Below are 21,987 nucleotides of genomic sequence, written 5' to 3' on the forward strand. Positions count from 1 at the left end.
CTTACTGATCGACGAACTGTTCCTGCCCGACGATTCCCATCTGTGTCACGCCCAGGCGCTGTGCGTCGGCCATGACGTGGATAACGGTCTTGTAGTCAGCCAGCCGGTTGGGCTGGATGTGGAACTCCGGCTTTGGCTGGGCGGAGGCGATCTCGCGCAGGTGGGCCTGCAGATCGTCCTCACCACTGACCGGCTGCCCGTTCCAGGTGATCGTGTTGTCAAAGTCCACCACAAGCGTCACAACCGGAACCTCCTCCGTGGACGGTGGCGGGTTGCCCTGTGGCAGGTCAATCGCAACAGACTGCGTCTGCAACGGGATGGTAATAATCAGCATGATCAGCAGAACAAGCATCACGTCAATCAATGGCGTGGTGTTGATGTCGACAATGCCTTCGTCTTCCGTCGTACTCTCCGACCCGACATTCATGCCCATGATCAGTTACTCTCTTTACTCCTGCCCCCCGTGCTCGGCCGCACAGGGGGGCGGGGCCATGGCCCGCCGTTGTCAGTTGCTCTTCGGCTTCTCGGTAATGAAGTCGATGTGGTAGATCCCCGCCTGCTGGCAGGCAGCAACCATCCTGCCCACAGTCTCATACCGGGCCTTCATGTCCCCGCGGATCTGGATCTGCGGCTGCGGTTTGAGCACGGCCACCTTCTCCAGATGTGCCAGAAGGTCCGCCTGATCCCTGATCGGCGTTTCATCCCAGAACGCCTTGCCATCCGCCGTGACCGCCAGCACCACGTTGCTCATCATCGTCTGCGTGGGCTGGTTCATGTCGCGCGGCAGGTTGACCTTGACCGTATGGGTCGCCACCGGAATGGTGATCAGGAAGATGATCAGCAGAACAAGCATCACATCCACCAGAGGGGTCGTGTTGATGGCGGAGACGACTTCGTCGTCCCCTCCCCCGTTGCCAACCTGCATCCCCATGGCTCAGCCCACCCGGTTGGAGGTGGTGACCGTGGTCGGGGACGTGTCGGCGTTCACACGCCCCGCATCCACCGCCGCACCGTGGCGCACGCCACCGATCAGGATGGACTGCAGGTCATCGGCAAAGTCACGCACCTGGTCCATGGCCCCTTTGTTGCGGCGCACCAGCAGGTTGTAACCCAGCACCGCAGGCACGGCTGTTGCCAGACCAATGGCGGTCATGATCAGCGATTCACCCACAGGCCCCGCCACCTTGTCGATGGAGGCCTGACCGGCAATGCCAATGGCGGTCAGCGCGTGGTAGATGCCCCACACCGTGCCGAACAGCCCGATGAACGGAGAGGTGGAGCCCACGGTGCCAAGGAAGGCCAGACCCTTCTGCAGGCTGTTCTGGATGTTGTTGACCGCACGCTGGATGGACATGGAGGTCCAGCTATGCAGGTCAATGGCTTCCTGCATCGTGCCCTCATGGTGTTCGGCGGCTGTAATGCCGGTATCGGCAATATAGCGGAACGGAGAGGAGGAGGAGAGTGCGGACGCCCCTTCCTGGATGCTGTGTTTGGTCCAGAAGCTCTTGGTCGCATCCTTGGCGGCCGCGAACAGACGCCCCTGTTCGATGAACTTGGTGATCATGATGAACCATGTGCCAAGCGACATGATGAGCATGATAACGAGCACGCCACGGGCGATAATATCGCCGTTGGACCACAGGGCGGACAGGCCGTAGGGGTTGGCGTCATCCTTGGCTTCGGGCGCCGGTGCGGGAGCCGGAGCTTCTGCCGGAGCGGCGGGGGCTGCGGGTGCAGGCGTTGCCGCACCATCGGCCGGGGCGGCTGCCGGAGCCGCGGCATCGGGTGCTGCGGGGGTGGCGGGAGCCGGAGCGGCGGCACCGTCTGCGGGGGCTGCGACCGGAGCGGGGGCTGCAGCCGGGGCAGCGGCGTCCTGCGCAAAGGCGGCCACGGGGGCTGCCGTGCTCAGCAGCAGCGCAAGAGCCGGAACGGCAAGACCTGACACAAAAGAACGGGGCAGTCTGCTCATGTTACTCAAGATCCTCATGCAATGGCCCGGTCCTCTTGATCCCCTGCCGGGGTGGACCGGGCGGTCCGTAGTGGTTTGTTGGTCCAAAGCGGGCCCGGCCGCAGCCGGACCACTGGTGTGTGCGTCAGTCATCAAGCCGGAAGCGGATGACATACGTCTTGTTCAGTTCCCGCACGGGCACCCCGTTGCGGCTGGCGGGCCGGTAGCGGGCCTTGTGCACGTAGTCCAGCGCCGACTGGGCAAAGGCCTGACCACCGGTGACAGACTGCACGTGGCAGTTGCTGGTCATGCCTGTTGTCTCCACGTCGCACACAACAGTCACGCGGCCTTCAATGTTCTCTTCCTCCATTTCTGGCGGATACACGGGGCGTGCGCTGTTCAGGGGCGATGTGCCTGCCGTTGTATCGGGCGAGTCATTGGGCGGTGTGTCCGCGGGGGGTGCCTTGGCGGTCTGTGTTGGCGGTGCCACAGGCTGCTTGGGCGGTGTGCGGGCCACATGCTTCATGGGTGGCTTGGGCGGGGGCGGCACCTCGATCTTTGGCGGCAGAACACGCGTCTGAATAGGCGGCTTGGGCGGTGGAGGCGCGCTCTCACCCTTCCCCATCCCGGAAATCAGGCCCCATATGCCCAGAACGTGCAGGAAAAGCACGAGCAGGAATACAATCACACCAACAGCAGCACTTGCCCGAAAGACATAGTTTGCCGAACCTGGCTGCTGCTCAGGGTTACTCATTTTGGCCCTTCCTCCCTTCAAACTGCCAGAACAGACAGGCTCTGTTCTTTTTTCAGTTATGAAAACACTCAAATGACATCTGGTCCCGTAAACCAGAATGGCAGCCCTGACGGTCTGCCTTTTATCTATTGTGTTGATTGGGCAATCTGGCACGGCAGATGTCAAGCGGCTTATCTGAGAAAAGTTTGCATATAAACTTTAGGGACCTAACCCCCTTGCACAAAAGAAAAAAGGCGGACCTGAAGTCCGCCTTTTGCCCAATATGCCCATAACTGGCGCAGCGCTCTAACGGGCCATTACTGCGCGGTTGCGCTGGCCTCCGAACGGGTGGCCCCAACACGCATGGCCAGCGCCGCCGCCATGAACGCATCCAGCTCCCCATCCAGCACGGCGTCAGGGTTGCCGGTCTCAACGCTGGTGCGCAGGTCCTTGACCATCTGATAAGGGGCCAGAACATACGAGCGGATCTGGTGCCCCCAGCCAATATCGGTCTTGGCCGCCTCGGCCTCGGCAGCGGCGGCCTCACGCCGTTGCAACTCGGCCTCGTACATACGCGCACGCAGCATCTGCATAGCCGTAGCACGGTTCCTGTGCTGCGAGCGGTCCGTCTGGCACGCCACCACAATGCCGGTGGGAATATGGGTAATACGGATAGCGGAGTCCGTTTTGTTAACGTGCTGCCCACCCGCGCCAGAGGCCCGGAATGTGTCCACCTTCAGGTCTGCGTCATTGATTTCAATTTCAATTGAATCATCAATCACCGGATAAACCCAGACCGATGCAAAGGATGTCTGCCGCCGGGCTGCCGCATCAAAGGGAGAAATGCGGACAAGGCGGTGCACGCCTGCCTCGGTTTTGAGCCAGCCATAAGCATTGGGGCCGGAGACCAGAATGGTCGCGGATTTAAGCCCGGCCTGTTCCCCTTCCGAGCTTTCAATCAGCGTCACCTTATAATTATGCGCCTCTGCCCAGCGGGTGTACATGCGCAGCATCATTTCGGCCCAGTCCTGTGCCTCCGTGCCACCTGCCCCTGCGTTGACTTCCAGATAACAGTCGTTGCTGTCCGCCTCCCCTGAGAGCAGGCTTTCAATCTCACGCCGTTTGGCTTCATCTGCCAGAGCGCGCAGGCTGGCCATGCCCTCGGCCACCAGATCGGCGTCGCCTTCGGCTTCGGCCATCTCAATCAGTTCGGACGTATCGCTTACGTTGGTTTCCAACGCCTGCACGCCCTCGATCTGGTTGGCCAGAAGTGTGCGCTCGCGCATCATTTTCTGCGCGGCTTCAGGGTTGTTCCACAGGTCGGGGTCTTCTGCCTGGTTGTTCAGTTCCGCAAGGCGGGCTTCTGCGACATCCCAGTTAAAGATGCCTCCTCAGCAGCGCTACGGACTGCTTGATCTGTTCATTAAGGGCTTCTGTCTCGGCGGACATCGGGCCTGTTCTCCATTTACCTGCCAGACATTATCGTCTGATTGTGTTCTGTGCGGCCCTCAATAAAGGCCGCCCATGCCAATGTCACCCCCAGAAGGTGCGGGAGCAGGGGCACTGCCCCCACCCGCCGGGCTGGCTCCGACACCACCGGGTGGCGTGGCACCATTAGCACTTGCGGCCATGTCGCTCTCCGAATCCGGCATGTTTTCGGCCCCTGTGTCGGCTGCACTGAGCTGCTGGGCGTCCACATTGCTCAGCAGATTGGCACTGACACCGGGGAGCTGGCCGTCTTTGAACGCGTCTATCGCCACGCCACGCCCTGTATCGTAACTGACCAGCGTGACGCCGTCGGGGGCAGCAAAGTCCAGTTTTGGCTGGTCCTTGAGTGCCGCCTTCATCACCTTGTTCCACAGCGGGCCTGCAATTGCGCCCCCTGTCTCGTTCCGCCCGAGGGACTGGGGTGTATCAAACCCGACCCAGACGACCGTGACCAGCTCAGGCGTGTACCCTGCGAACCACGCATCGTTAAAATTCTGGCTGGTACCGGTCTTGCCCGCCACGGGCACGTCTATGCCCTCACCCGCGCGCACACCCGTGCCGCGACGGATAACATCTTGCAGCATGGTCGTGATCTGGAACGCACTCTGCTCGGATGCGGCAACAGGCCGGTCATCACGCAAAGCGGGCAGGTCATCTGGGGTCAGCACCACAACGGCGGGCTGGGTGGATGCCGCTGCTGTGGGGGGCGTTGCCGCGCTGGCCAGCCCTGTTGGGGCGTCAGGATGTACTGCGTCCACCCCGACCGATGCCGCAGCCCCTGCCACATTGGACAGGGATGCAGCAGACGCCAAAGAGAGCCCTGTTGTGGGCCGCCAGATCACGTGGCCGTCCCGGTCCTGCACATCGTCAATCAGGGTGGGGGTAATCCTGCGCCCTCCGGCGGCAAGGGCCGCATAGGCACCGGCCTCCTTCAGGACTGTTGTCTCCACCGCTCCCAGTGCGGCAGGCAGCACGTGGGGCATACTTTCCACCAGCCCCAGCTTGATCGCCGTATCGGCTACCGTGTTCATACCCAGATGCGCAGCCAGACGGATGGTGACAAGATTGCGCGACTCCCGCAGCGCATCATGCAGGGACGTGGGGCCCCAAAAGTCTTTTTCGTAGTTATTGGGATGCCATGTGCCGTAGGACACGGGCGAGTCGTCAAACTCCTGCGAGGGCGATATGCCCTGCTCCATAGCCTGTAGATAAACAAATGGCTTAAAAGACGAGCCCGGCTGGCGCAGGGCCTGTGTCGCCCGGTCAAACTGCGACGCCTGAAAAGACCAGCCCCCGACCAGAGCAAGCACTCGCCCCGTGCGGGCGTTCATGGTCACAATGGCCCCTTCCACCACCGGGATCTGCATCAGCGCAACAGCCGACTGCCCGGTCTGGGGTTCCACCATAACAATATCACCCGTGCGCAAAGGCCGTGAGCGGCGGACCCATGCCATATCCTTGGGCTGGATCTGCCCTGTATGCGGCTCTCCCCCCTGCATGGCGTTGCGGCGGACCACGCTGCCTTCCAGCCAGCCGACCTGCCCCTTGTTGCCATCGAGCACAATAGCCAGACGCCACTGGTCCAGCATGCCCGCAGGCGCACTGACCGTGCGCAGGGCGCGCACCCACTCCTCCTGTGTCAGAGGGATGGGGGTGGACAGATGCGTGACCGGGCCATGCCAGCCGCGGTGCTGGCGGTCATACGCCATAAGACCCTGCTGCAAAATGGTCTGGGCCGCACGCTGGAGGGGCAGGTCCAGACTGGTGTGCACATCCAGCCCGCCCTGCATGGTCATGTCCTGACCATATTTGTCCAGCAGTTCACGCCGCACTTCCTCGGCAAACCATTCCGAGCCGGGAGCAGGGCCGGGGCGGGAAAAACTGGTGGTGACAAGGGCCTCGGCCTCGGCCAGCCGTGCATCGGCCTGTGTAATGGCCCCAATATCGGCCATGCGCTCCAGCACCCAGTTGCGCCGACCGCGCGCGGCATCGGGGAAGCGGGCAGGATTGTAATTGGTAGGGGACTTGGGCAGAGCCGCCAGAAAAGCGGCCTCCGCATTATCAAGCTGGTCCAGAGGTTTGTTGAAATACGTCTGGGCCGCGGCGCCAATGCCGTAAGCACCGTTGCCCAGATAAATTTCGTTCAGATAGATTTCGAGAATTTTTTCCTTGGGCAGCACCTGCTCTATGCGCATGGCCAGAAATGCTTCCTTGGCCTTGCGTTTGAAAGAAACAGCATTGCTGCCCAGCAGCATAACACGGGCGACCTGCTGGGTAATGGTGGACGCGCCAATGGGCCTGCGGCCTTTGCCACGCGTCAGGTCAGTCAAACCCGCGCGGATAATGGCGGCAGGGTCCACACCCTTATGGGTCCAGAACTTCTGGTCCTCTGCGGCGATAAACGCGCTTTTTACCCGGTCGGGAATGGCGTTGGAGGGTACAAACACCCGCCGCTCATCCGCCAGTTCGGCCACAAGCTGGTCATCTGCTGCATATAGTCGGCTCATGACCGGCGGCTGGTACGAGCGCAGGCCATCCACCGTTGGCAGATCGGCCACAATACTCTGGTATTGCGACCACACCACCACAGCCCCACCGGCACTGCCCACAAGCAGCACGGCCGCAGCCGTGCCAAGCAGCATACGCCACTGGCGGAAGCGGGGCCGGCTCAACAAAAAGGACCGTGCGTTGTCCCGGCCATGCCGGGGGGAGGAATCCGGGTCACCAGAAGGCGGAGTGCTTGTCATACCGGTCCTTTACCATTCCCATATCCTGTCGTCTCCTTACCATCGTCATTGTGTGCATAATCGTGGCGGAATTCCGACTTCTGTCCCAACATCTGCATGTCTGGCTAACCCAGCAGTTCGCCCAGAATACGGGCCGTATAGTCCACCACCGGCACAACACGCCCGTAATTGATGCGTGTTGGGCCAATAACACCAATGGCCCCGACAATCCTGTTGGCCTCATTGCGGGCGGGAGCCATGACAACGGACATGCCCGTAGCCCCAAACAGCCCGCTTTCGGCCCCGATAAAAATACGCACACCCTCCGAACTTTCAACCAGCTCCAGCAGGCGCAGCATGGTCTCCTGCGCTTCCAGCCGGTCAAACAGGGTCTGTATGGCCACCAGACGTTCCTGCCCGTCCACATCGGCCAGCAGGCGCGACTGGCCACGCACGATCAGCGTGCCACCACTCTCTCCGCGCTCCGTGTTCCAGATGGCCAGACCACTCTCCACCACCTCGGCGGTCAGGCTGTTCAGGACGGTACGGTTCTCACCCATTTCCGCCCCCACACGCTGGCGCAGGTCGGGCAGGGAGGCCCCCATGGCACGGGCATTCAGGTAATTGGCCGCCTCCACCAGTGCAGACGGAGGGGTGCCGGATGGAATTTCGATCACCCGATTTTCCACATGCCCATCCGCCCCAACCAGCACAACCAGCGCACGATGACCGCCCAGCGCCACGAACTCTATGTGCTTGATCCCGCCTTCCCCCTTGGGGGCCACCACCAGCCCGGCGGCATCGGACATCCCGGCCAGCAGGGAGGAGGCTTCGGTCAGCGTATCCTGCAAGGAACGCCCGCGCGCTTCCAGAGAATGGCCAATAACCTTCTGCTCATCCTCCGACAGCGCACCAAACTGGAGCAGCCCGTCCACAAACAGGCGCAACCCTTTTTCGGTCGGCAGGCGGCCTGCCGACGTATGGGGGGAGAACAGGAGACCCGCCTCGGTCAGGGACACCATGACATTGCGTATGGTCGCCGGAGAGAGCGGCTGCCCCAGCCTGCGTGAGAGGGTGCGCGAGCCCACCGGCTCGCCACTGGCCATGTATTCCTCCACAATCTCGCGCAGGATGTTCGCAGAGCGCCCATCCAGTTCGGGGGGTAGCATCGCTTGGGCTGGCAACAGGCCACGCTTCATGGCTATCAGGCTCCTTTGTGCGGTCTGATGCGTGATTATAATGGCTTATTGCCGGTTTTACTCCTGCCAAAAGCATTTTATGTGCAGGCACAACCCTTTGTCATTGTTTTGTCAGGAGCCGCCGCCATGCGTCCATCAGGCCGACAGGCCGGGCAGATGCGCCCCATTGTTATCGAGACCGGTTTTTCCCGCCATGCGGAAGGCTCAGCCCTTATCCGCATTGGCAATACGGAAGTCCTGTGCACCGCCAGCGTGGAAAACCGCGTGCCCCCCTTCCTGCGCGGCAAGGGGAGCGGGTGGGTTACGGCGGAATACGGTATGCTGCCCCGCGCCACCCATGCCCGTGGCAACCGCGAGGCCGCAAAAGGCAAACAGTCTGGCCGCACGCAGGAAATCCAGCGCCTGATCGGCCGCTCGCTCCGCGCCGTAACTGACCTGAAGGCCATGGGCGAGCTTTGCATTACACTGGATTGCGACGTGCTCAATGCCGATGGTGGCACGCGCTGCGCCTCCATTACCGGCGCATGGGTGGCACTACGTCTGGCCCTTGGCAAGCTGGTGGCCAACCGTGTGCTCCAGCGCATGCCACTGAGCGGGCAGGTTGCTGCTGTCTCCTGCGGGTTGACCAGTGCAGGAGCCGTGCTGGACCTTGATTACGCCGAAGACAGTACAGCACTGGCCGACACCAATTTTGTGCTCAGCGCCGACCACCGTATTGTGGAAATTCAGGCCACGGCAGAAGGAACCCCCTTTGCCGAGGATGCCTTTAACACCCTGTTCACCCTTGCCCGCCAAGGTGCAGGGGAACTGTTTGCCGCCCAGTTGAACGCCATCCATACAGCAGAGCACCCCACAACATGACCCACCCCACCCTACACTCCGGCGACCGGCTGGTGCTTGCCACCCACAATGCAGGCAAGCTGGCCGAGTTCTCCACCCTTATGGCGGAATTTGGCATTACCGTGCTGTCCGCAGGGGAATTAAACCTGCCCGAACCGGAGGAGACAGCCACAACCTTTGCTGGCAATGCCGCCATCAAGGCACTGGCGGCGGCCAAAGCGGCCAACCTGCCTGCACTGGCTGATGATTCGGGGCTGTGCGTTAGCGCCCTTGGAGGGGCTCCGGGCATTTACTCCGCCCGCTGGGCTGGCCCCAACAAGGATTTTGCTGCCGCCATGGCCCGGATTGAGGAAGGCATTGGTCAGGATGAGCGCGAGGCATGGTTTGTGTGCGTGCTCTGCCTTGCCTACCCCGATGGGCGGACCCTCAGCTTTGAAGGACGGATTGACGGGCAGATCGTCTGGCCACCCCGTGGCGACAACGGGCACGGTTACGACCCGATTTTTGCCCCCGAAAACGAAGCCCGCAGCTTTGCCGAAATGACAGATGCGGAGAAAAACGCCATCAGCCACCGCGCACGGGCGTTTGCCGCCTTCCGCAAGGCCTGTCTGGACTAAAGGCACACCCCATAAAAAAATAGCGCCCACAAAGGGGCGCTATTTTTGTGCATGGCAAAAAAGCTTTGCCAAACCGGGATGGCGCAAACCACCCCGGTTTTTTTATGCTCAGTCTTCGGTGTTACGACGACGGATCGCCGCACCCAGAATATCACCGAGCGATGCGCCGCTGTCTGCGGAGCCGTATTCGTTGATAGCCTGCTTGTCTTCTTCCACTTCGCGGCCCTTAATCGTCAGGGCAACTTTGCGGGAGGTACGGTCAACGGACACAACCTTGGCGTCCACGCGTTCGCCAACAGCGAAGCGTTCGGGGCGCTGTTCGGCCTTGTCACGAGCCAGTTCCGCACGACGGATAAAGCCGCTCAGAACGTCGTCAACCTTCACTTCAATGCCGTTGGTCTGCACAGCGGTCACGATGCAGGTTACGATCGTGCCCTTCTGGATGCTGGCCAGAGCGTCAGCTGCCGGATCTTCCTGAAGCTGCTTGATGCCAAGGGAGATACGTTCTTTTTCCACGTCCACGTCCAGAACCTTGGCTTTTACAACCTGGCCCTTTTCGTAGTTCTTCATGGCTTCTTCGCCAGCTTCGTCCCAAGACAGGTCGGACATGTGAACCATGCCGTCGATGTCTGCAGACAGGCCGATGAACAGGCCGAATTCCGTAATGTTGCGGATTTCGCCTTCTACCGTGGACCCAACCTTGTGCTCTTCGGCGAACTGTTCCCAAGGGTTGCGCTGAACCTGCTTGAGACCCAGAGAGATGCGGCGCTTGGAGCTGTCCACATCCAGAACCATCACGTCCACTTCCTGAGAGGTCGCAACGATTTTGCCGGGGTGGACGTTCTTTTTCGTCCAGGACATTTCGGAAACGTGCACCAGACCTTCAACGCCCGGTTCCAGCTCAACAAATGCGCCGTAATCGGTAATGTTGGTCACGCGGCCCGTAAAGCGAGCGCCCGGCGGGTACTTGAGTGCAACATTTTCCCACGGATCAGCTTCAAGCTGCTTCATGCCGAGGGAGATACGCTGCGTGTCGGGGTTGAAGCGGATCACCTGCACGCGTACCGGCTGACCGATCTGCAGTGCTTCGGAGGGGTGGTTGATGCGCTTCCATGCGATGTCGGTCACATGCAGCAGGCCGTCAACGCCGCCCAGATCAACGAACGCACCGTAATCGGTGATGTTCTTGACAACGCCGTCCAGGATCATGCCTTCGGTCAGGCCCTGGATCAGTTCGCTGCGCTGTTCTGCGCGTGTTTCTTCCAGAACGGCACGACGGGAGACAACAATGTTGCCACGTGCACGGTCCATCTTCAGGATCTGGAAGGGCTGGGGCACGCCCATCAGCGGGCCGACGTCACGCACGGGGCGGATGTCCACCTGGCTGCCGGGAAGGAACGCCATGGCGCCGCCCAGATCAACCGTAAAGCCACCCTTGACGCGGCCATAGATGGTGCCGTTAACGCGCTGGTTGGCTTCGAAAGCTTTTTCGAGGCTGGTCCATGCTTCTTCACGGCGTGCTTTTTCGCGGGAGAGAACGATGCTGCCGTCGCGGTCTTCGTAACGCTCGACGTACAGTTCGATCACATCGCCCGGCTGCACTTCGGGCTTGACACCCGGCGGTGCGAATTCACGCAGGGAGACGCGGCCTTCGCTCTTCAGGCCGACGTCAACAATTGCGTAGTCGTCCGTCAGGCGGACAACGCGACCGCGAACAACGGACCCGTCAAAGCCGGAATCGCGGCCGAGGGTCTCGTCAAGAAGGGTGGCAAAATCTTCGCCACGGAAGTGATCCGTGGTCTGGGTGGTGGCTGAAGCCATGTGGTACCGTAAATCCTGAGCCCGCCAGCAACATGCTTGCAGACTGTTCCTGCGCCCCGCAAACTGCGGCACGGCTTGCCTGACGGAACGGATGGGCACCAGCGCCCTCCGACCTGTTGGTCAGACCCGGGTGTTATCAAGAAAAACCCACCATCAGGGGCGGATTTCTGTTTGCACAGAGACCACCTGAACCCTGTTTGTCAACTCAAAGAGCAGTACAGAGCGCAAATGGGGGGCAAAAAATGCGCAACCGCACCCCAGCCCCCTTGGCCCGCCACCTGCACTCAGGCGCGGGAGGCCACGAGTCGTTCACGCGCAAAGCGTAAGGCCTCGGCCAGAACAGCCTGCGCGTCCAGCGTATCGGTCTCGATCACATGCGCGTCATCTGCCACGCACATGGGGGCGGAATCCCGGCTGGCGTCTGCCCTGTCACGCGCGCTCAGGGCTTCTTCCATATCACGCAGAAGCGTTTGTGCGTCTGCTGCGGTGGCATCCCCCCCGTTTTGCAAAAAGCGCCGCAACGCCCGCGTTGCGGGGGAGGCCGTGATGAACAGCTTGACATCCGCATCGGGGAAAATGGCCGTGCCAATATCGCGCCCGTCCAGCACGGCACCCCGCTCGGCGGCAAAACGGCGTTGTGTATCCACCAAAGCCGCCCGCACCGCAGGCTGGGCCGCCACCTTGCTGGCCGCCAGAGCCACATCTGGCGTGCGCAGGTCCTTGCGCTGCATGTCTGCGGGGGTCAGGGCCTGAGCAAATTTTTCGGCAGGCTGGGCAGGGTCCTGCCCTGCGTCCAGCGCCAGCCGCCCGACCGCACGGTAGAGCAGCCCCGTGTCCAGATACGGCAGGCCCAGTGCTTCGGCCAGCCTGCGGGCCAGCGTGCCCTTGCCGGCCGCTGCCGGGCCATCCACAGCAATAACCGGTCCGCCCCGCATCACAGTGCAAACCCCGCGCCAAGGCTGTTCATCAACTGCAAATAACCGGGAAAGCTGGTGTCTATGAAGGCGGTGTCATCAATCTCCACCGGGTTCTGGGCAACCAGCCCCAGTACGGATGCACTCATGGCCAGTCGGTGGTCCATGTGGGTCTGAACCACGCCACCGCCGGGAATGGCGTTGTCCGTGCCATAAACGACCAGATCATCCCCCTCGACTGCTGTTTTAACACCGTTATTTTCCAGCAAAGCCACGGTCGCGGCCAGCCGGTCGCTCTCCTTCACCCGCAGTTCCTCCACCCCGCAAAAGCGCGACACGCCAGAGGCATACGCCGCCGCCACGGCCAGAATGGGGTATTCATCAATCATGGATGGTGCGCGGTCTGCTGGCACTGTCACGCCCTTGAGGCTGGACGCGCGCACATGCAGGTCCCCCACCAGTTCGCCCCCTTCGGTCCGGACGTTGGTGACCTCAAGCTGTGCCCCCATTTCCTGCAAGGTGATGAACAGCCCTGTGCGCAGGGGGTTCAGCCCTACGGTGGAAATTACAATATCCGCACCGGGCACCAGCAGGGCCGCCACAATGGGGAAGGCGGCGGAGGACGGGTCCCCCGGCACCACCACATCACGCGCGACAAGGTCGGGGCGGCCTTGCAGCACAATAACCCGTCCCCCCTGTGGGGTTTCCTCCACCTTAACGTGTGCGCCAAAATGGCGGAGCATGTTTTCGGTATGGTCACGGGTTGCCACGGGCTCTTCCACCCGAGTCTGCCCCTGTGCGTTCAACCCGGCCAGCAATACGGCGGATTTGACCTGAGCCGAGGCCACGGGCAGGCGGTAGTCCAGCGGTCTGGGCTCGGCCAGCCCTGCAATGGCCATGGGCAGGCGCCCACCCTCACGCGCCATAAATGTGGCCCCTGTGCCTGCCAGCGGGTCCATAACGCGCTTCATGGGTCTGCGGCGCAGGCTGGCGTCCCCCGTCATGACCGACACCATGCCGTGGCTGGCCAGAATGCCGGACAACAGGCGGGCCGCCGTGCCGGAATTGCCCATATCCAGCACATCCGATGGTTCACGCAGCTTGCCAATACCCAGCCCGCTCACGCGCCAGTCCCCCGGCGCATTCTGCGTAACATCGGCCCCCAGGGCGCGCATGGCCGCTGCGGTGCGCAGCACGTCCTCGCCCTCCAAAAGCCCGGTAATATGTGTTTCCCCCCGCGCGAGGGAGGCAAACATGAGCGCACGGTGGCTGATGGATTTGTCACCCGGCACACGGATGGAACCGGAAAGAGGGGCCTGCGCGCGCGTAACCCGCAGCGGACGGGCGGAGGGGGAGGATGCGTGTGTCATGCCCTTTTCATTCCGGCGGGATGGCCCGCAAGTCAATCCGGGTTGGGGTAGAAAAAGAGAGGGGGCGGGGCAGAAAATGCACCCCAAAGCAAACTCCGGGTTTGACAGGACCCGAAACACAGTGGCATTGGGCATCGCCTTAACAGTCTGGTTCGAGTCCCGCTTCAGCTTTGCGTTGCTGTTCGGGGTTCGTTCGTGTTCCGGGGCGTTGGCCCCAATATCTGCTCAGGATTGACAGGTAGCAAGATGTCCCAGCCCGATCTCGGCACCAAACGCGTCTGCGTGTCCTGTGGTGCCCGTTTTTATGACCTGAACCGCGCACCCGCCATTTGCCCAAAATGCGGAACGGAACAGCCTGCTCTGGTGCCGCGCCTGCGCCGCAACTCTGACAGCCTGTCCCCCGTTCCGGCGAGTGCTGCCCCCATCAAGAAAACCGATGAAGACATCGATATTGATACCGATGACGATACGGACGATGATGATGTGATGGAAGACACCGCTGATCTGGATGATGATGACGACGACATCAGCTCAGACATCGATGTCAGCACGGATTCGGAAGACCACGAATCCTGATCCCTTCGGGGGTGCTGGCCACCATCGTGTCAGACGACTAAAAAAACCCCCGCGGGCCTGCCTGCGGGGTTTTTTTTATATCTGATTACGCGTCTGGTGCGCCCGCAGCGTTCAGGCGCTGGCGGGGCGGCGCTCTATTTCCACGCCTACGGCCTCGATTTCCTCAAACACATCCAGTTTTTCTATGCGCACGCGCACAACCCGCACGCGGTCATCGGCCAGAACGCCCGAGGCAATACGCTCGGCCAGCGTTTCCACCAGCCGCACATGCCCCTCGCGCACAATACGATGCACAAGCTGGACAACCCGCTCGTACGAGACGGTGCGGCTCAGGTCATCCGGCCCGACCTCAAGGTCCGTGCGGTCATCCACACCAAAATGGACCGAAACCCGGATGCGCTGGGTAACACCCTGCTCATGGGGGAACACGCCAATATGGGCGTCGAGCACCATATTCTTCAAAAACAGGCAACGCAGCGGCGGCTGGTCCGCCCATGGAGCAAAAACGGCCATTCTTTTATTCTTCCACGGCATGTCCGGCCAATGGGGCCGGAGACCATTGCAGATGCTGCCCACCATCGAGCGCCAGCATCTGCCCGGTAACGGAGGGCAGGGCCAAAAGGGCAAGGGCTGCGCGGGCGACTTCCTCAGGGGTTGTGCCATGCGCCAGCGGTACGGAGGCGCACTGGCGCGCAAACTGCTCCTGTGTCTGCCGGGGGCTGGGCAGGGCAGGGCCGGGGCCAATGGCGTTAACCCTGATCCCCTTGGGGGCAAGAGCCAGCGCCATGCTCTGCGTAAGCGTCCACAATGCCGTTTTGGATACGGTATAGCTGACAAAGTGGGGGGTGAGTGACCACACCCGCTCGTCCAGCATGTTCAGCACCATGCCCTGCGCGTCCTGCGGCAGCCCTTTGGCAAAGGCCTGCATCAGCACAAAGGGCGCACGCAGGTTGGGCTTCATATGCATCATCCAGCTCTCGAGCGAGGCATCGTCCCACTCATCACGCTCAAAAGTGGAGGCATTGTTGACCAGAACGCCCAAAGGACCGCCAAGAGCCTGTGTGGCCTGCCCATACAGGGCCTGCACCTGCTCCTCACGCATCAGGTCGGCCTGAAGCACACATACCGAGCGCCCCAGCGCGCGCACTGCATGTGCTGTATCCTCCGCCTCGGCCCTGTTGCTGCGGTAATGGATGGCCACGTCAAACCCGGCCTGCGCAAGAGCCAGCACTATGGCGCGGCCAAGGCGTGCGCCACCTCCGCTCACCAGAGCGCGGCGCGGTATGGCCGGGCTGATCGGCAGCATGTCCACGGGCATGATGGTGTTTTCCTCGATCTGTTTGCGTGGGTTGTCAGGCAGGGCGACGTGCGCCAAGGGCTGCGGCCAGTGTGCCGTCATCAAGCACATCCAGCGCGCCACCCATGGGCACACCCTGCGCCACACGGCTTATGGTCAGCCCCTCGTAAGTTTCCAGCCGGTCCATAAGCCAGTGCATGGTGCTTGCCCCCTCCACCGTGGCCCCGAGCGCCAGAATAACCTCGCGCACGCTCCCTTCATGCAGGCGGGTCAGCAGGGCAGAGACATTCAGGTCTTCCGGCCCGACCCCGGCCAGCGGGGACAACGTCCCCCCCAGAACCTGATAAACACCCCGGTGGACCCCGGCACGCTCAAGCGCCCACAGGTCCCCCACCGTTTCCACCACACACACCAGCCCCTTGTCCCGCAGCGGATCGGAGCATATGTGGCATGGGTCGGACGTGTCCAGATTCCCGCATGACGAGCAGGTGCGTATGGCTTCCCCCGCCCGTTCCATGGCCCGCGCCAGTGGGGCCAGCCGTGTATGGGGCTCGCGCAGCAGGTACAACGCCACCCGCCGGGCCGAGCGCGGGCCAAAACCCGGCAGACGCCCCAGCAGGCGGATAAGCTGCTCTATTTCCTGACCACCCATGCCCGCCTGCTTTCCCCCACACTTTTAAGGTCGGTTGCGCCTGTGCCTTAGAAGGGCAGCTTCATACCTGCAGGCAGGTTAAGCCCACCTGTGACCTTCTGCATTTCCTCGGCGGCTTTTTCGTCCAGCTTCTTGCGCGCATCCGCACAGGCCGCCACGATCAGGTCTTGCAACATTTCCATTTCGCTCGGGTCCGCCAGCTTGGGGTCGATGGTAATGGAGCGCATGTCCCCCTTGCCGCTCAGCACAACGCTGACCATGCCTGCACCGGCAGAGCCATCAATGCTCATGGCTTCCAGTGTGCTCTGCATGGCTTCCATCTTGGACTGCATCTGTGTGGCCTGCTTCATCAGTGAGGCAAGGTTCTTCATGGTCATCCCCTAAGCTTGTCTATCGGCCGCATGGTGCGGCATGGCGCACCCCTGTGGCGCATCATTCGGTCCCTAATCTGGCCCAGAACGCACTGTTTTGCCAGCCCGGCCCGCTCACTTCAGTCCTGCGAGGCACCGGGGTCGAACGGCCGTTCATCCTCATCCAGCGGTTCGGCATCAAGGGGGGCAAACAGCAGCTCCGGCGGTTCCTCGGGTGGCAGGCCGTAATCATCCAGTCCATGATCACTGACCTCGCCCATCTGGGCATCGGGGAAGGCTTTCAAAATCGCACGGACCAGCGGATGGGCCTCTGCCTCGCGCTGCCGGAACTGGATCACCTCAGCGCCTTGGGCGTCCAGCGTGGGTTCGCCTTCCTCGGGGCTGGTTTCAATCGCCCAGCCCATGCCTGTTGCGCGGTCGAGCACACGGCGAAGCTGCTGCACAATATCGCCCGGCACCCCGCGTTCAAACCGCAGGACAATCCGCCCTTGGGAAAAAGAAACCAGATGCGCCGCATGCCGGAGCTGACCATGCAGAATGGCCTCGCGCTGATCCCTGACCAGTGCCACGGCCTCCCGCCAGGTACGCGGGAGCGGGGGTGCCGCAGGCTCAGCCTGTACCGGCACAGGCGGGGGCTCGGGTACTGGCTGGGCCACGGCCAGACCACCGGAGCTGACCATACGCAGGCGTGGTGGCTCCTGCACAACACCCCCCTGCGGCGCGCCACCACCCCCGAATGCGCCGCCAGATAATCCACCCTGTAGGGCCGTGGGCGCACCGGCCTCTCCCACACCGGGTGCCACACCCCCGACCGATGCACTCACCCCACTGGTCTGAAGTGTTGCGGATGCGGGCATACCGCCACGCATGCCACCGCCATCTGGCGTGGTCGTCAGGCGCTTGAGCAGATCCTCGGGCGAGGGCAGGTCGGCCACATAGCACAGCCGGATCAACACCATGTCTGCCGCGGCACGCCGGTCCGGTGCACTTTCCACCTCCCGCACACCCTTGACCAGCATCTGCCATGCCCGCATGAGCACGGGCACGGTAAACGTGCTGGCCATATGCGCGCCACGCACCCGCTCGGCCTCGGGCATATCTGCCGAGTCCCCCAACGCGGGCACGGCCCGCAGACGGGAGACAACATGCACAAGCTCCAGCATGTCCCCCAGCACAAGACCCGGGTCCGCCCCGCGCGCGTAGGCTGCATCCAGCAGCGCAAGGGCCTGCTCTGGTCTGCCGGTCAGCACCGCGTCAAGCAGGTCAAACACCACCTCGCGGTCAGCCAGACCCAGCATGTCGCTCACAATGGACGCGCCAATCACTCCGCCCTCATCCGTCTGCCCTGCCCCTTGGGCAATGGCCTGATCGAGGAGGGAAAGCCCATCGCGCACCGAACCATCGGCCGCGCGGGCAACAAGGGCCAGTGCGTCATCAGACAGCCGGACCTGTTCTTTTTGTGCAATACGGGCAAACAGACCGACCAGATCGGCCTGTGGCACCCTGCGCAGGTCAAAGCGCTGGCAGCGCGAAAGCACGGTAACAGGCACCTTGCGCAGCTCGGTCGTAGCAAAAATGAAGGTCACCTGCGCTGGCGGCTCTTCAAGCGTTTTGAGCAGGGCGTTAAAGGCATTGCGTGAGAGCATATGCACTTCGTCGATGATAAAGACCTTCATCCGCCCCTGCATGGGGCGGAAGCGCGTGGCCTCTATGATCTCACGCACATCATCCACCCCCGTGCGGGAGGCTGCGTCCATTTCCAGCACATCGGGGTGGCGGTCGTTCAAAATGGCAATGCAGTTGGGACACACGCCGCAGGGGTCGGCCGTAGGCCCGCCCTGACCGTCCGGCCCGGTGCAGTTGAGCGCACGGGCAATAATACGCGCGGTTGTGGTTTTACCCACCCCACGCACCCCGGTCAGCATAAAGGCATGCGCCACACGCCCGAGCGCAAACGCATTGCGCAAGGTGCGAACCATGGCCTCCTGGCCGATCAGGTCATCAAATGTTGTGGGGCGGTATTTGCGCGCAAGCACCCGGTAGGGCGCGGTAGCAGCGTCGGGCGCTGGAGGCTGGGGGGGGGCAGCAGGAACGGGAGGTTCAGCCTCGCCAAACAGGCCGGGGCCTTCTGGTTCCGGACTGGGAAGCCCCTCATCGTGAGGGAACTGCTCGTCAGTCGTGTCGCTCATGTCTTGCCCGAAGAATGTAAGGTCACGCCCTGCATGGCCGGGATAACCGGCACAAGATGGTCTGATCCACACGGGCGGGAAATCAGGGTGGAAAGCCGAACAATGACCCGGACGAAACTCACCATGGCTGCTTCCTTCCGGACCTGACCGGTTTAGCAAGGTGTCCGTCCACCGCCGACTTTCCGAGGCCACACCTAGCACCAAACCCAAGGCCATGCCAAGCCTTGTGGCAGCTTTTCGGGGTTGTTTCTTTACCTCTCCAACACAGACAGGCTAGAAAACAGGGAATTGGTGCGCTCGTCGCAGACTTCAGGAGAATTGTGCCCGTGTCCGGTTTCCGTTTGTATCATGCCGCTATGGCATCTGCTCTTGTGGCGTGTGGCCTGACCCTGAGCCCCATTGCCCGCGCTGATGACGAAACAGCCCCCCGCAGCAACGTCAACAACATCCAGTTGCAAAAGGAACTCGCCGTTCTGCACTTCAAACCCGATGCGGCTGGCCCTGCGTGCATAGATGCGCTCAAGGAGTTGCACAAAACGCAGGACCTTTTGCAAAAAGATGAGGAAAATGCACACAATCAGGACCTGACCGTTGCTGAAGACGTGCTTGAATCCGACTTTGAAAACTCGATCGAGGCCTGCGCCGCCGACGTGGAAAAAATGTGTGAATCCCACAACCCGTCCGCCGAACTGCGCGCAGCCTGCGAAAAAATAGACAGCCTGCCCTCCAAGGACACACAGGCAGCCGACTAACCCACCCACCCCAACAGGCTCCAAGCATTATGCCACAGCCCCCCACCCTGAGTACATCTGGCGCAGCACGCATACCCTGCCCCGCCGGAACCTACGGGTGGCGGCCATTGCTGCTGTGTGCACTGCTGTTCTTTGTCATCGGGTTTGTCACATGGCTGAACGGACCGCTCATTTCTTTCGTGCGGGTTGCATTTGACCTGAGTGACCTTGCTGCTTTTATGGTGCCGTTTGTTTTTTATTGTTCCTACTTTGTATTTTCCATTCCCGCGAGCCTGAGCGTTACCCGCATGGGCTTTTGCTCCGGGCTGGTCTGTGCGCTGCTGGTCATGGCCTGCGGCATGGTGGTTGCAGGCCAGTGCCTGCATGCAGGCTCCTACCCCGGTGCGCTAAGCGGGTTTGTATGCCTTGGTGCGGGGCTTGCCCTGTTACAGGTTGCCATAAACCCCTATGTCAGTTTTTTAGGCCCCATTACCCATAGCGCACAACGCATTGCCATTATGGGCATATGCAACAAGCTGGGCGGTATTGCGGCCCCCATAGCACTGGCCACATTGGCCATGCGCCATATGCCCGACCTGCCCACAACGCTACCAAAGGGCATGGACGCACATAAACAGCATGCCATACAACAGGATTTTCTGAACGCTGTTTACTGGCCCTATATGGGCATGGCATTTTTACTGGCACTGACCGCACTATGGACTGCCCGGTCCGGCCTGCCTGAAATACAGACTGACCTTTGCAATAATAATGACAAGCCCAATAATTTTATCAAAACCCTCTACACATCCCTGACGCCCAGAACCCTGCTGGGTGCGGGAGCTATGTTTTTTTATGTTGGTGTAGAAGTTCTGTGCGGTGATGCCATAGGTACATATGCACAAGGTTTTGGAATACCTCTTGATCAAACAAAGTTTTTTACATCTCTAACATTATTTTTCATGCTCTGCGGCTATGTCTGCGGTCTGCTCCTGTCCCCCCGTTTTATTTTGCAGGAACGCTATCTTGTTCTGTCCTGCCTGTGCGGGGGGCTGCTCAGTCTGGGGACGTGGGTAACGCAGGGGTACGCCTCGGTTCTGTGTGCAGCACTCCTTGGCTTTGCAAACTCCATGATTTTTCCATCCCTGTTCCCATTAGCCCTTAAAGAATCCGGTCGCCACACGGCTCAGGTTTCAGCTTTTCTGGTCATGGCGTACTGTGGCGGTGGAATTGTGCCACAGTTTTTTGTTATTCTTAAAAAATTCATGGGTTTTCAGGCATCATTCTCATGCCTTGCGCTTTTATCCTATGGTCTGATTGCCATGTACGCACTCACCTTCAGCCAGACTGATTTTGATAAAAAACATGATAAAACAGAAAGATATCTGAACCATGACTGACCTCAGCGGCCACCTTGTCCTGCCCGACCGCGTTATGCCGGGTCGAATCACCTTTGCCGACCAAATACACACACTGACACCCGACAGCACCGCCATTCCCGATCGATATATTTTGCCCGGTTTTATTGACTGCCACGTGCATGGCGGCAATGGAGCAGACACAATGGATGGCGTGCAGGCCATTCACACCCTTGCCCTGTTCCACGCCCGACACGGCACAACCACCATTTTACCCACCACCATTACCAGCCCCTGGCCCGATGTCATGAATGCCCTTGCCGCCATAAGCGAGGTCATCCAAACGCCCATCCCCCAAGGGCCTGCCGTGCATGGGGCACATCTGGAGGGGCCATTTGTCAGCCCGCACAAGCTTGGAGCACAGCCGCCTTACGCCATAGCCCCAACACCTGAGCGCGTGGCGAAGGTGCTGGCCGCTGGCTGCGTACGCGTTGTAACACTCGCCCCCGAACTCCCCCATGCCCATGACGCCATGCAGCGTTTTGCGCAGGCGGGTGTGCGGGTCAGCCTTGGGCACACTCAGGCAGGTTATGAGCAGACGGAACAGGCCATCTGCCAGATATGCAATGCCGGCGGCACGCCGGGGGCCACCCATCTGTTCAACGCCATGGCCGGAATAGAAAGCCGCAAGCCCGGCCCTGCCACCGCCCTGATGTGTAGCGACGCTTACGCAGAGCTTATTTTTGATACCCACCACGTCCACCCCGCCACATTCCGGCTGGCCCAGCGCGTCATGCCCGAACGGCTGCTGTTTGTAACCGACGCCATGCGCGCAGCAGGGCTACCAGACGGCCCGAGCCAATTGGGGGGGCAGAATGTTATTGTGGAACATGGTGCCGTACGCCTGCCCGGTGGCACACTGGCCGGGAGCGTACTGACCCTTGATGCCGCGTTGCGCAATGCCGTGCAGGCAGGCCTGCCCTTACATCAGGCAGTGGTTCTGCTCACACGCAACCCGGCGCAGTACCTGAACCTACATGACCGGGGTAGCCTGCACACAGGCAAACGGGCAGACCTTGTGGTGATGGATCGCGCACTGAACGTGCTGGAAGTCTGGGTAGCAGGCCAGCGCGTGGCCTGAGCAGCGCTACAAAACA

The 21,987-nt window shown here is 61.3% G+C and carries 21 protein-coding genes and 1 other RNA gene; 6 read left to right on the plus strand and 16 right to left on the minus strand.

Features of this window, described 5'->3' with window-relative positions:
* Position 1: 1 nt before the first annotated feature.
* From HK26_RS11810 to hrcA, 7 genes are all read right to left on the minus strand, one after another.
* A complete protein-coding gene (locus tag HK26_RS11810) occupies positions 2–433 on the minus strand; it encodes an ExbD/TolR family protein (RefSeq protein ID WP_086639961.1) in 432 nt (143 codons plus the stop codon).
* A gap of 72 nt (positions 434–505) precedes the next feature.
* Positions 506–931, minus strand: a complete 426-nt coding sequence (locus HK26_RS11815) for an ExbD/TolR family protein (protein ID WP_086639962.1) — start codon at positions 929–931, stop codon at positions 506–508.
* 3 nt (positions 932–934) lie between these two features.
* Positions 935–1,969, minus strand: a complete 1,035-nt coding sequence (locus tag HK26_RS11820; RefSeq protein WP_086639963.1) for a MotA/TolQ/ExbB proton channel family protein — start codon at positions 1,967–1,969, stop codon at positions 935–937.
* Between the two features lie 124 nt (positions 1,970–2,093).
* Positions 2,094–2,702, minus strand: coding sequence for an energy transducer TonB (locus HK26_RS11825; protein WP_086639964.1), 609 nt, complete (start codon positions 2,700–2,702; stop codon positions 2,094–2,096).
* A gap of 296 nt (positions 2,703–2,998) precedes the next feature.
* Positions 2,999–4,130 (minus strand): peptide chain release factor 2 gene (gene prfB / locus HK26_RS11830; RefSeq protein ID WP_143296359.1). Its coding sequence is split into 2 segments (ribosomal slippage): positions 2,999–4,060 and positions 4,062–4,130, totalling 1,131 coding nucleotides; the frame shifts between segments, so codons are not numbered across the junction.
* A gap of 59 nt (positions 4,131–4,189) precedes the next feature.
* Positions 4,190–6,916 (minus strand): penicillin-binding protein 1A, encoded by a 2,727-nt coding sequence (locus tag HK26_RS11835; protein ID WP_086639966.1) that lies wholly within the window; start codon positions 6,914–6,916, stop codon positions 4,190–4,192.
* 104 nt (positions 6,917–7,020) lie between these two features.
* The gene (hrcA, locus tag HK26_RS11840; RefSeq protein ID WP_086639967.1) at positions 7,021–8,094 is read right to left on the minus strand and encodes a heat-inducible transcriptional repressor HrcA; all 1,074 of its coding nucleotides are present in this window, start codon (positions 8,092–8,094) and stop codon (positions 7,021–7,023) included.
* Between the two features lie 126 nt (positions 8,095–8,220).
* Between hrcA and rph the strand changes: the two genes are divergently transcribed.
* Together rph and rdgB are read left to right on the plus strand one after the other, a co-directional pair.
* Complete coding sequence (gene rph, locus HK26_RS11845; protein ID WP_086640064.1) at positions 8,221–8,955, plus strand: ribonuclease PH; 735 nt, start codon at positions 8,221–8,223, stop codon at positions 8,953–8,955.
* Positions 8,952–9,551, plus strand: coding sequence for an RdgB/HAM1 family non-canonical purine NTP pyrophosphatase (gene rdgB, locus HK26_RS11850; protein WP_086639968.1), 600 nt, complete (start codon positions 8,952–8,954; stop codon positions 9,549–9,551). Before rph ends, rdgB begins: the two co-directional genes overlap by 4 nt.
* Positions 9,552–9,659: 108 nt before the next feature.
* Here rdgB and rpsA read toward each other — a convergent pair whose 3' ends face one another.
* The 3 genes from rpsA to aroA all read right to left on the minus strand — a co-directional run bounded on the left by rpsA (position 9,660) and on the right by aroA (position 13,656).
* Entirely contained in the window at positions 9,660–11,372 is a 1,713-nt protein-coding gene (gene rpsA, locus HK26_RS11855; RefSeq protein WP_025827144.1) for a 30S ribosomal protein S1, read from the minus strand.
* A gap of 284 nt (positions 11,373–11,656) precedes the next feature.
* Positions 11,657–12,307 carry a (d)CMP kinase gene (gene cmk, locus HK26_RS11860; protein WP_086639969.1) on the minus strand — a complete coding sequence of 217 codons (651 nt, stop codon included), beginning with the start codon at positions 12,305–12,307 and terminating at the stop codon, positions 11,657–11,659.
* Entirely contained in the window at positions 12,307–13,656 is a 1,350-nt protein-coding gene (gene aroA, locus HK26_RS11865; RefSeq protein WP_086639970.1) for a 3-phosphoshikimate 1-carboxyvinyltransferase, read from the minus strand. The genes cmk and aroA overlap by 1 nt, the downstream gene beginning before the upstream one ends.
* 246 nt (positions 13,657–13,902) lie before the next feature.
* Between aroA and HK26_RS11870 the strand changes: the two genes are divergently transcribed.
* Complete coding sequence (locus tag HK26_RS11870) at positions 13,903–14,232, plus strand: TIGR02300 family protein (protein ID WP_086639971.1); 330 nt, start codon at positions 13,903–13,905, stop codon at positions 14,230–14,232.
* A gap of 111 nt (positions 14,233–14,343) precedes the next feature.
* Here HK26_RS11870 and folB read toward each other — a convergent pair whose 3' ends face one another.
* From folB to ffs, 6 genes are all read right to left on the minus strand, one after another.
* Positions 14,344–14,745 (minus strand): dihydroneopterin aldolase, encoded by a 402-nt coding sequence (folB, locus tag HK26_RS11875; protein ID WP_025827142.1) that lies wholly within the window; start codon positions 14,743–14,745, stop codon positions 14,344–14,346.
* A gap of 4 nt (positions 14,746–14,749) precedes the next feature.
* Complete coding sequence (locus HK26_RS11880; protein WP_086640065.1) at positions 14,750–15,550, minus strand: SDR family oxidoreductase; 801 nt, start codon at positions 15,548–15,550, stop codon at positions 14,750–14,752.
* A gap of 34 nt (positions 15,551–15,584) precedes the next feature.
* The gene (gene recR, locus HK26_RS11885) at positions 15,585–16,181 is read right to left on the minus strand and encodes a recombination mediator RecR (protein ID WP_025827138.1); all 597 of its coding nucleotides are present in this window, start codon (positions 16,179–16,181) and stop codon (positions 15,585–15,587) included.
* A 47-nt stretch (positions 16,182–16,228) separates the two neighbouring features.
* Positions 16,229–16,552 (minus strand): YbaB/EbfC family nucleoid-associated protein, encoded by a 324-nt coding sequence (locus HK26_RS11890; protein ID WP_025827136.1) that lies wholly within the window; start codon positions 16,550–16,552, stop codon positions 16,229–16,231.
* 119 nt (positions 16,553–16,671) lie between these two features.
* On the minus strand, positions 16,672–18,741 hold the full coding sequence (locus tag HK26_RS11895; protein WP_086639972.1) for a DNA polymerase III subunit gamma/tau: 2,070 nt from the start codon (positions 18,739–18,741) through the stop codon (positions 16,672–16,674).
* A gap of 86 nt (positions 18,742–18,827) precedes the next feature.
* Positions 18,828–18,925, minus strand: an RNA gene (ffs, locus tag HK26_RS11900) — signal recognition particle sRNA small type.
* Positions 18,926–19,067: 142 nt separating this feature from the next.
* Here ffs and HK26_RS11905 point away from each other — a divergent pair.
* Genes HK26_RS11905 through nagA form a run of 3 tightly spaced genes read left to right on the plus strand, consistent with a single transcriptional unit; the run spans position 19,068 to position 21,971 of the window.
* Complete coding sequence (locus tag HK26_RS11905; protein WP_180539558.1) at positions 19,068–19,493, plus strand: hypothetical protein; 426 nt, start codon at positions 19,068–19,070, stop codon at positions 19,491–19,493.
* A gap of 29 nt (positions 19,494–19,522) precedes the next feature.
* Entirely contained in the window at positions 19,523–20,872 is a 1,350-nt protein-coding gene (gluP, locus tag HK26_RS11910; protein WP_086639973.1) for a glucose/galactose MFS transporter, read from the plus strand.
* Positions 20,865–21,971, plus strand: a complete 1,107-nt coding sequence (nagA, locus tag HK26_RS11915; protein WP_086639974.1) for an N-acetylglucosamine-6-phosphate deacetylase — start codon at positions 20,865–20,867, stop codon at positions 21,969–21,971. Before gluP ends, nagA begins: the two co-directional genes overlap by 8 nt.
* Positions 21,972–21,987: the final 16 nt, after the last annotated feature.

This window comes from Acetobacter okinawensis (assembly GCF_002153655.1).
In the GTDB taxonomy this organism is placed as follows: domain Bacteria; phylum Pseudomonadota; class Alphaproteobacteria; order Acetobacterales; family Acetobacteraceae; genus Acetobacter; species Acetobacter okinawensis_A.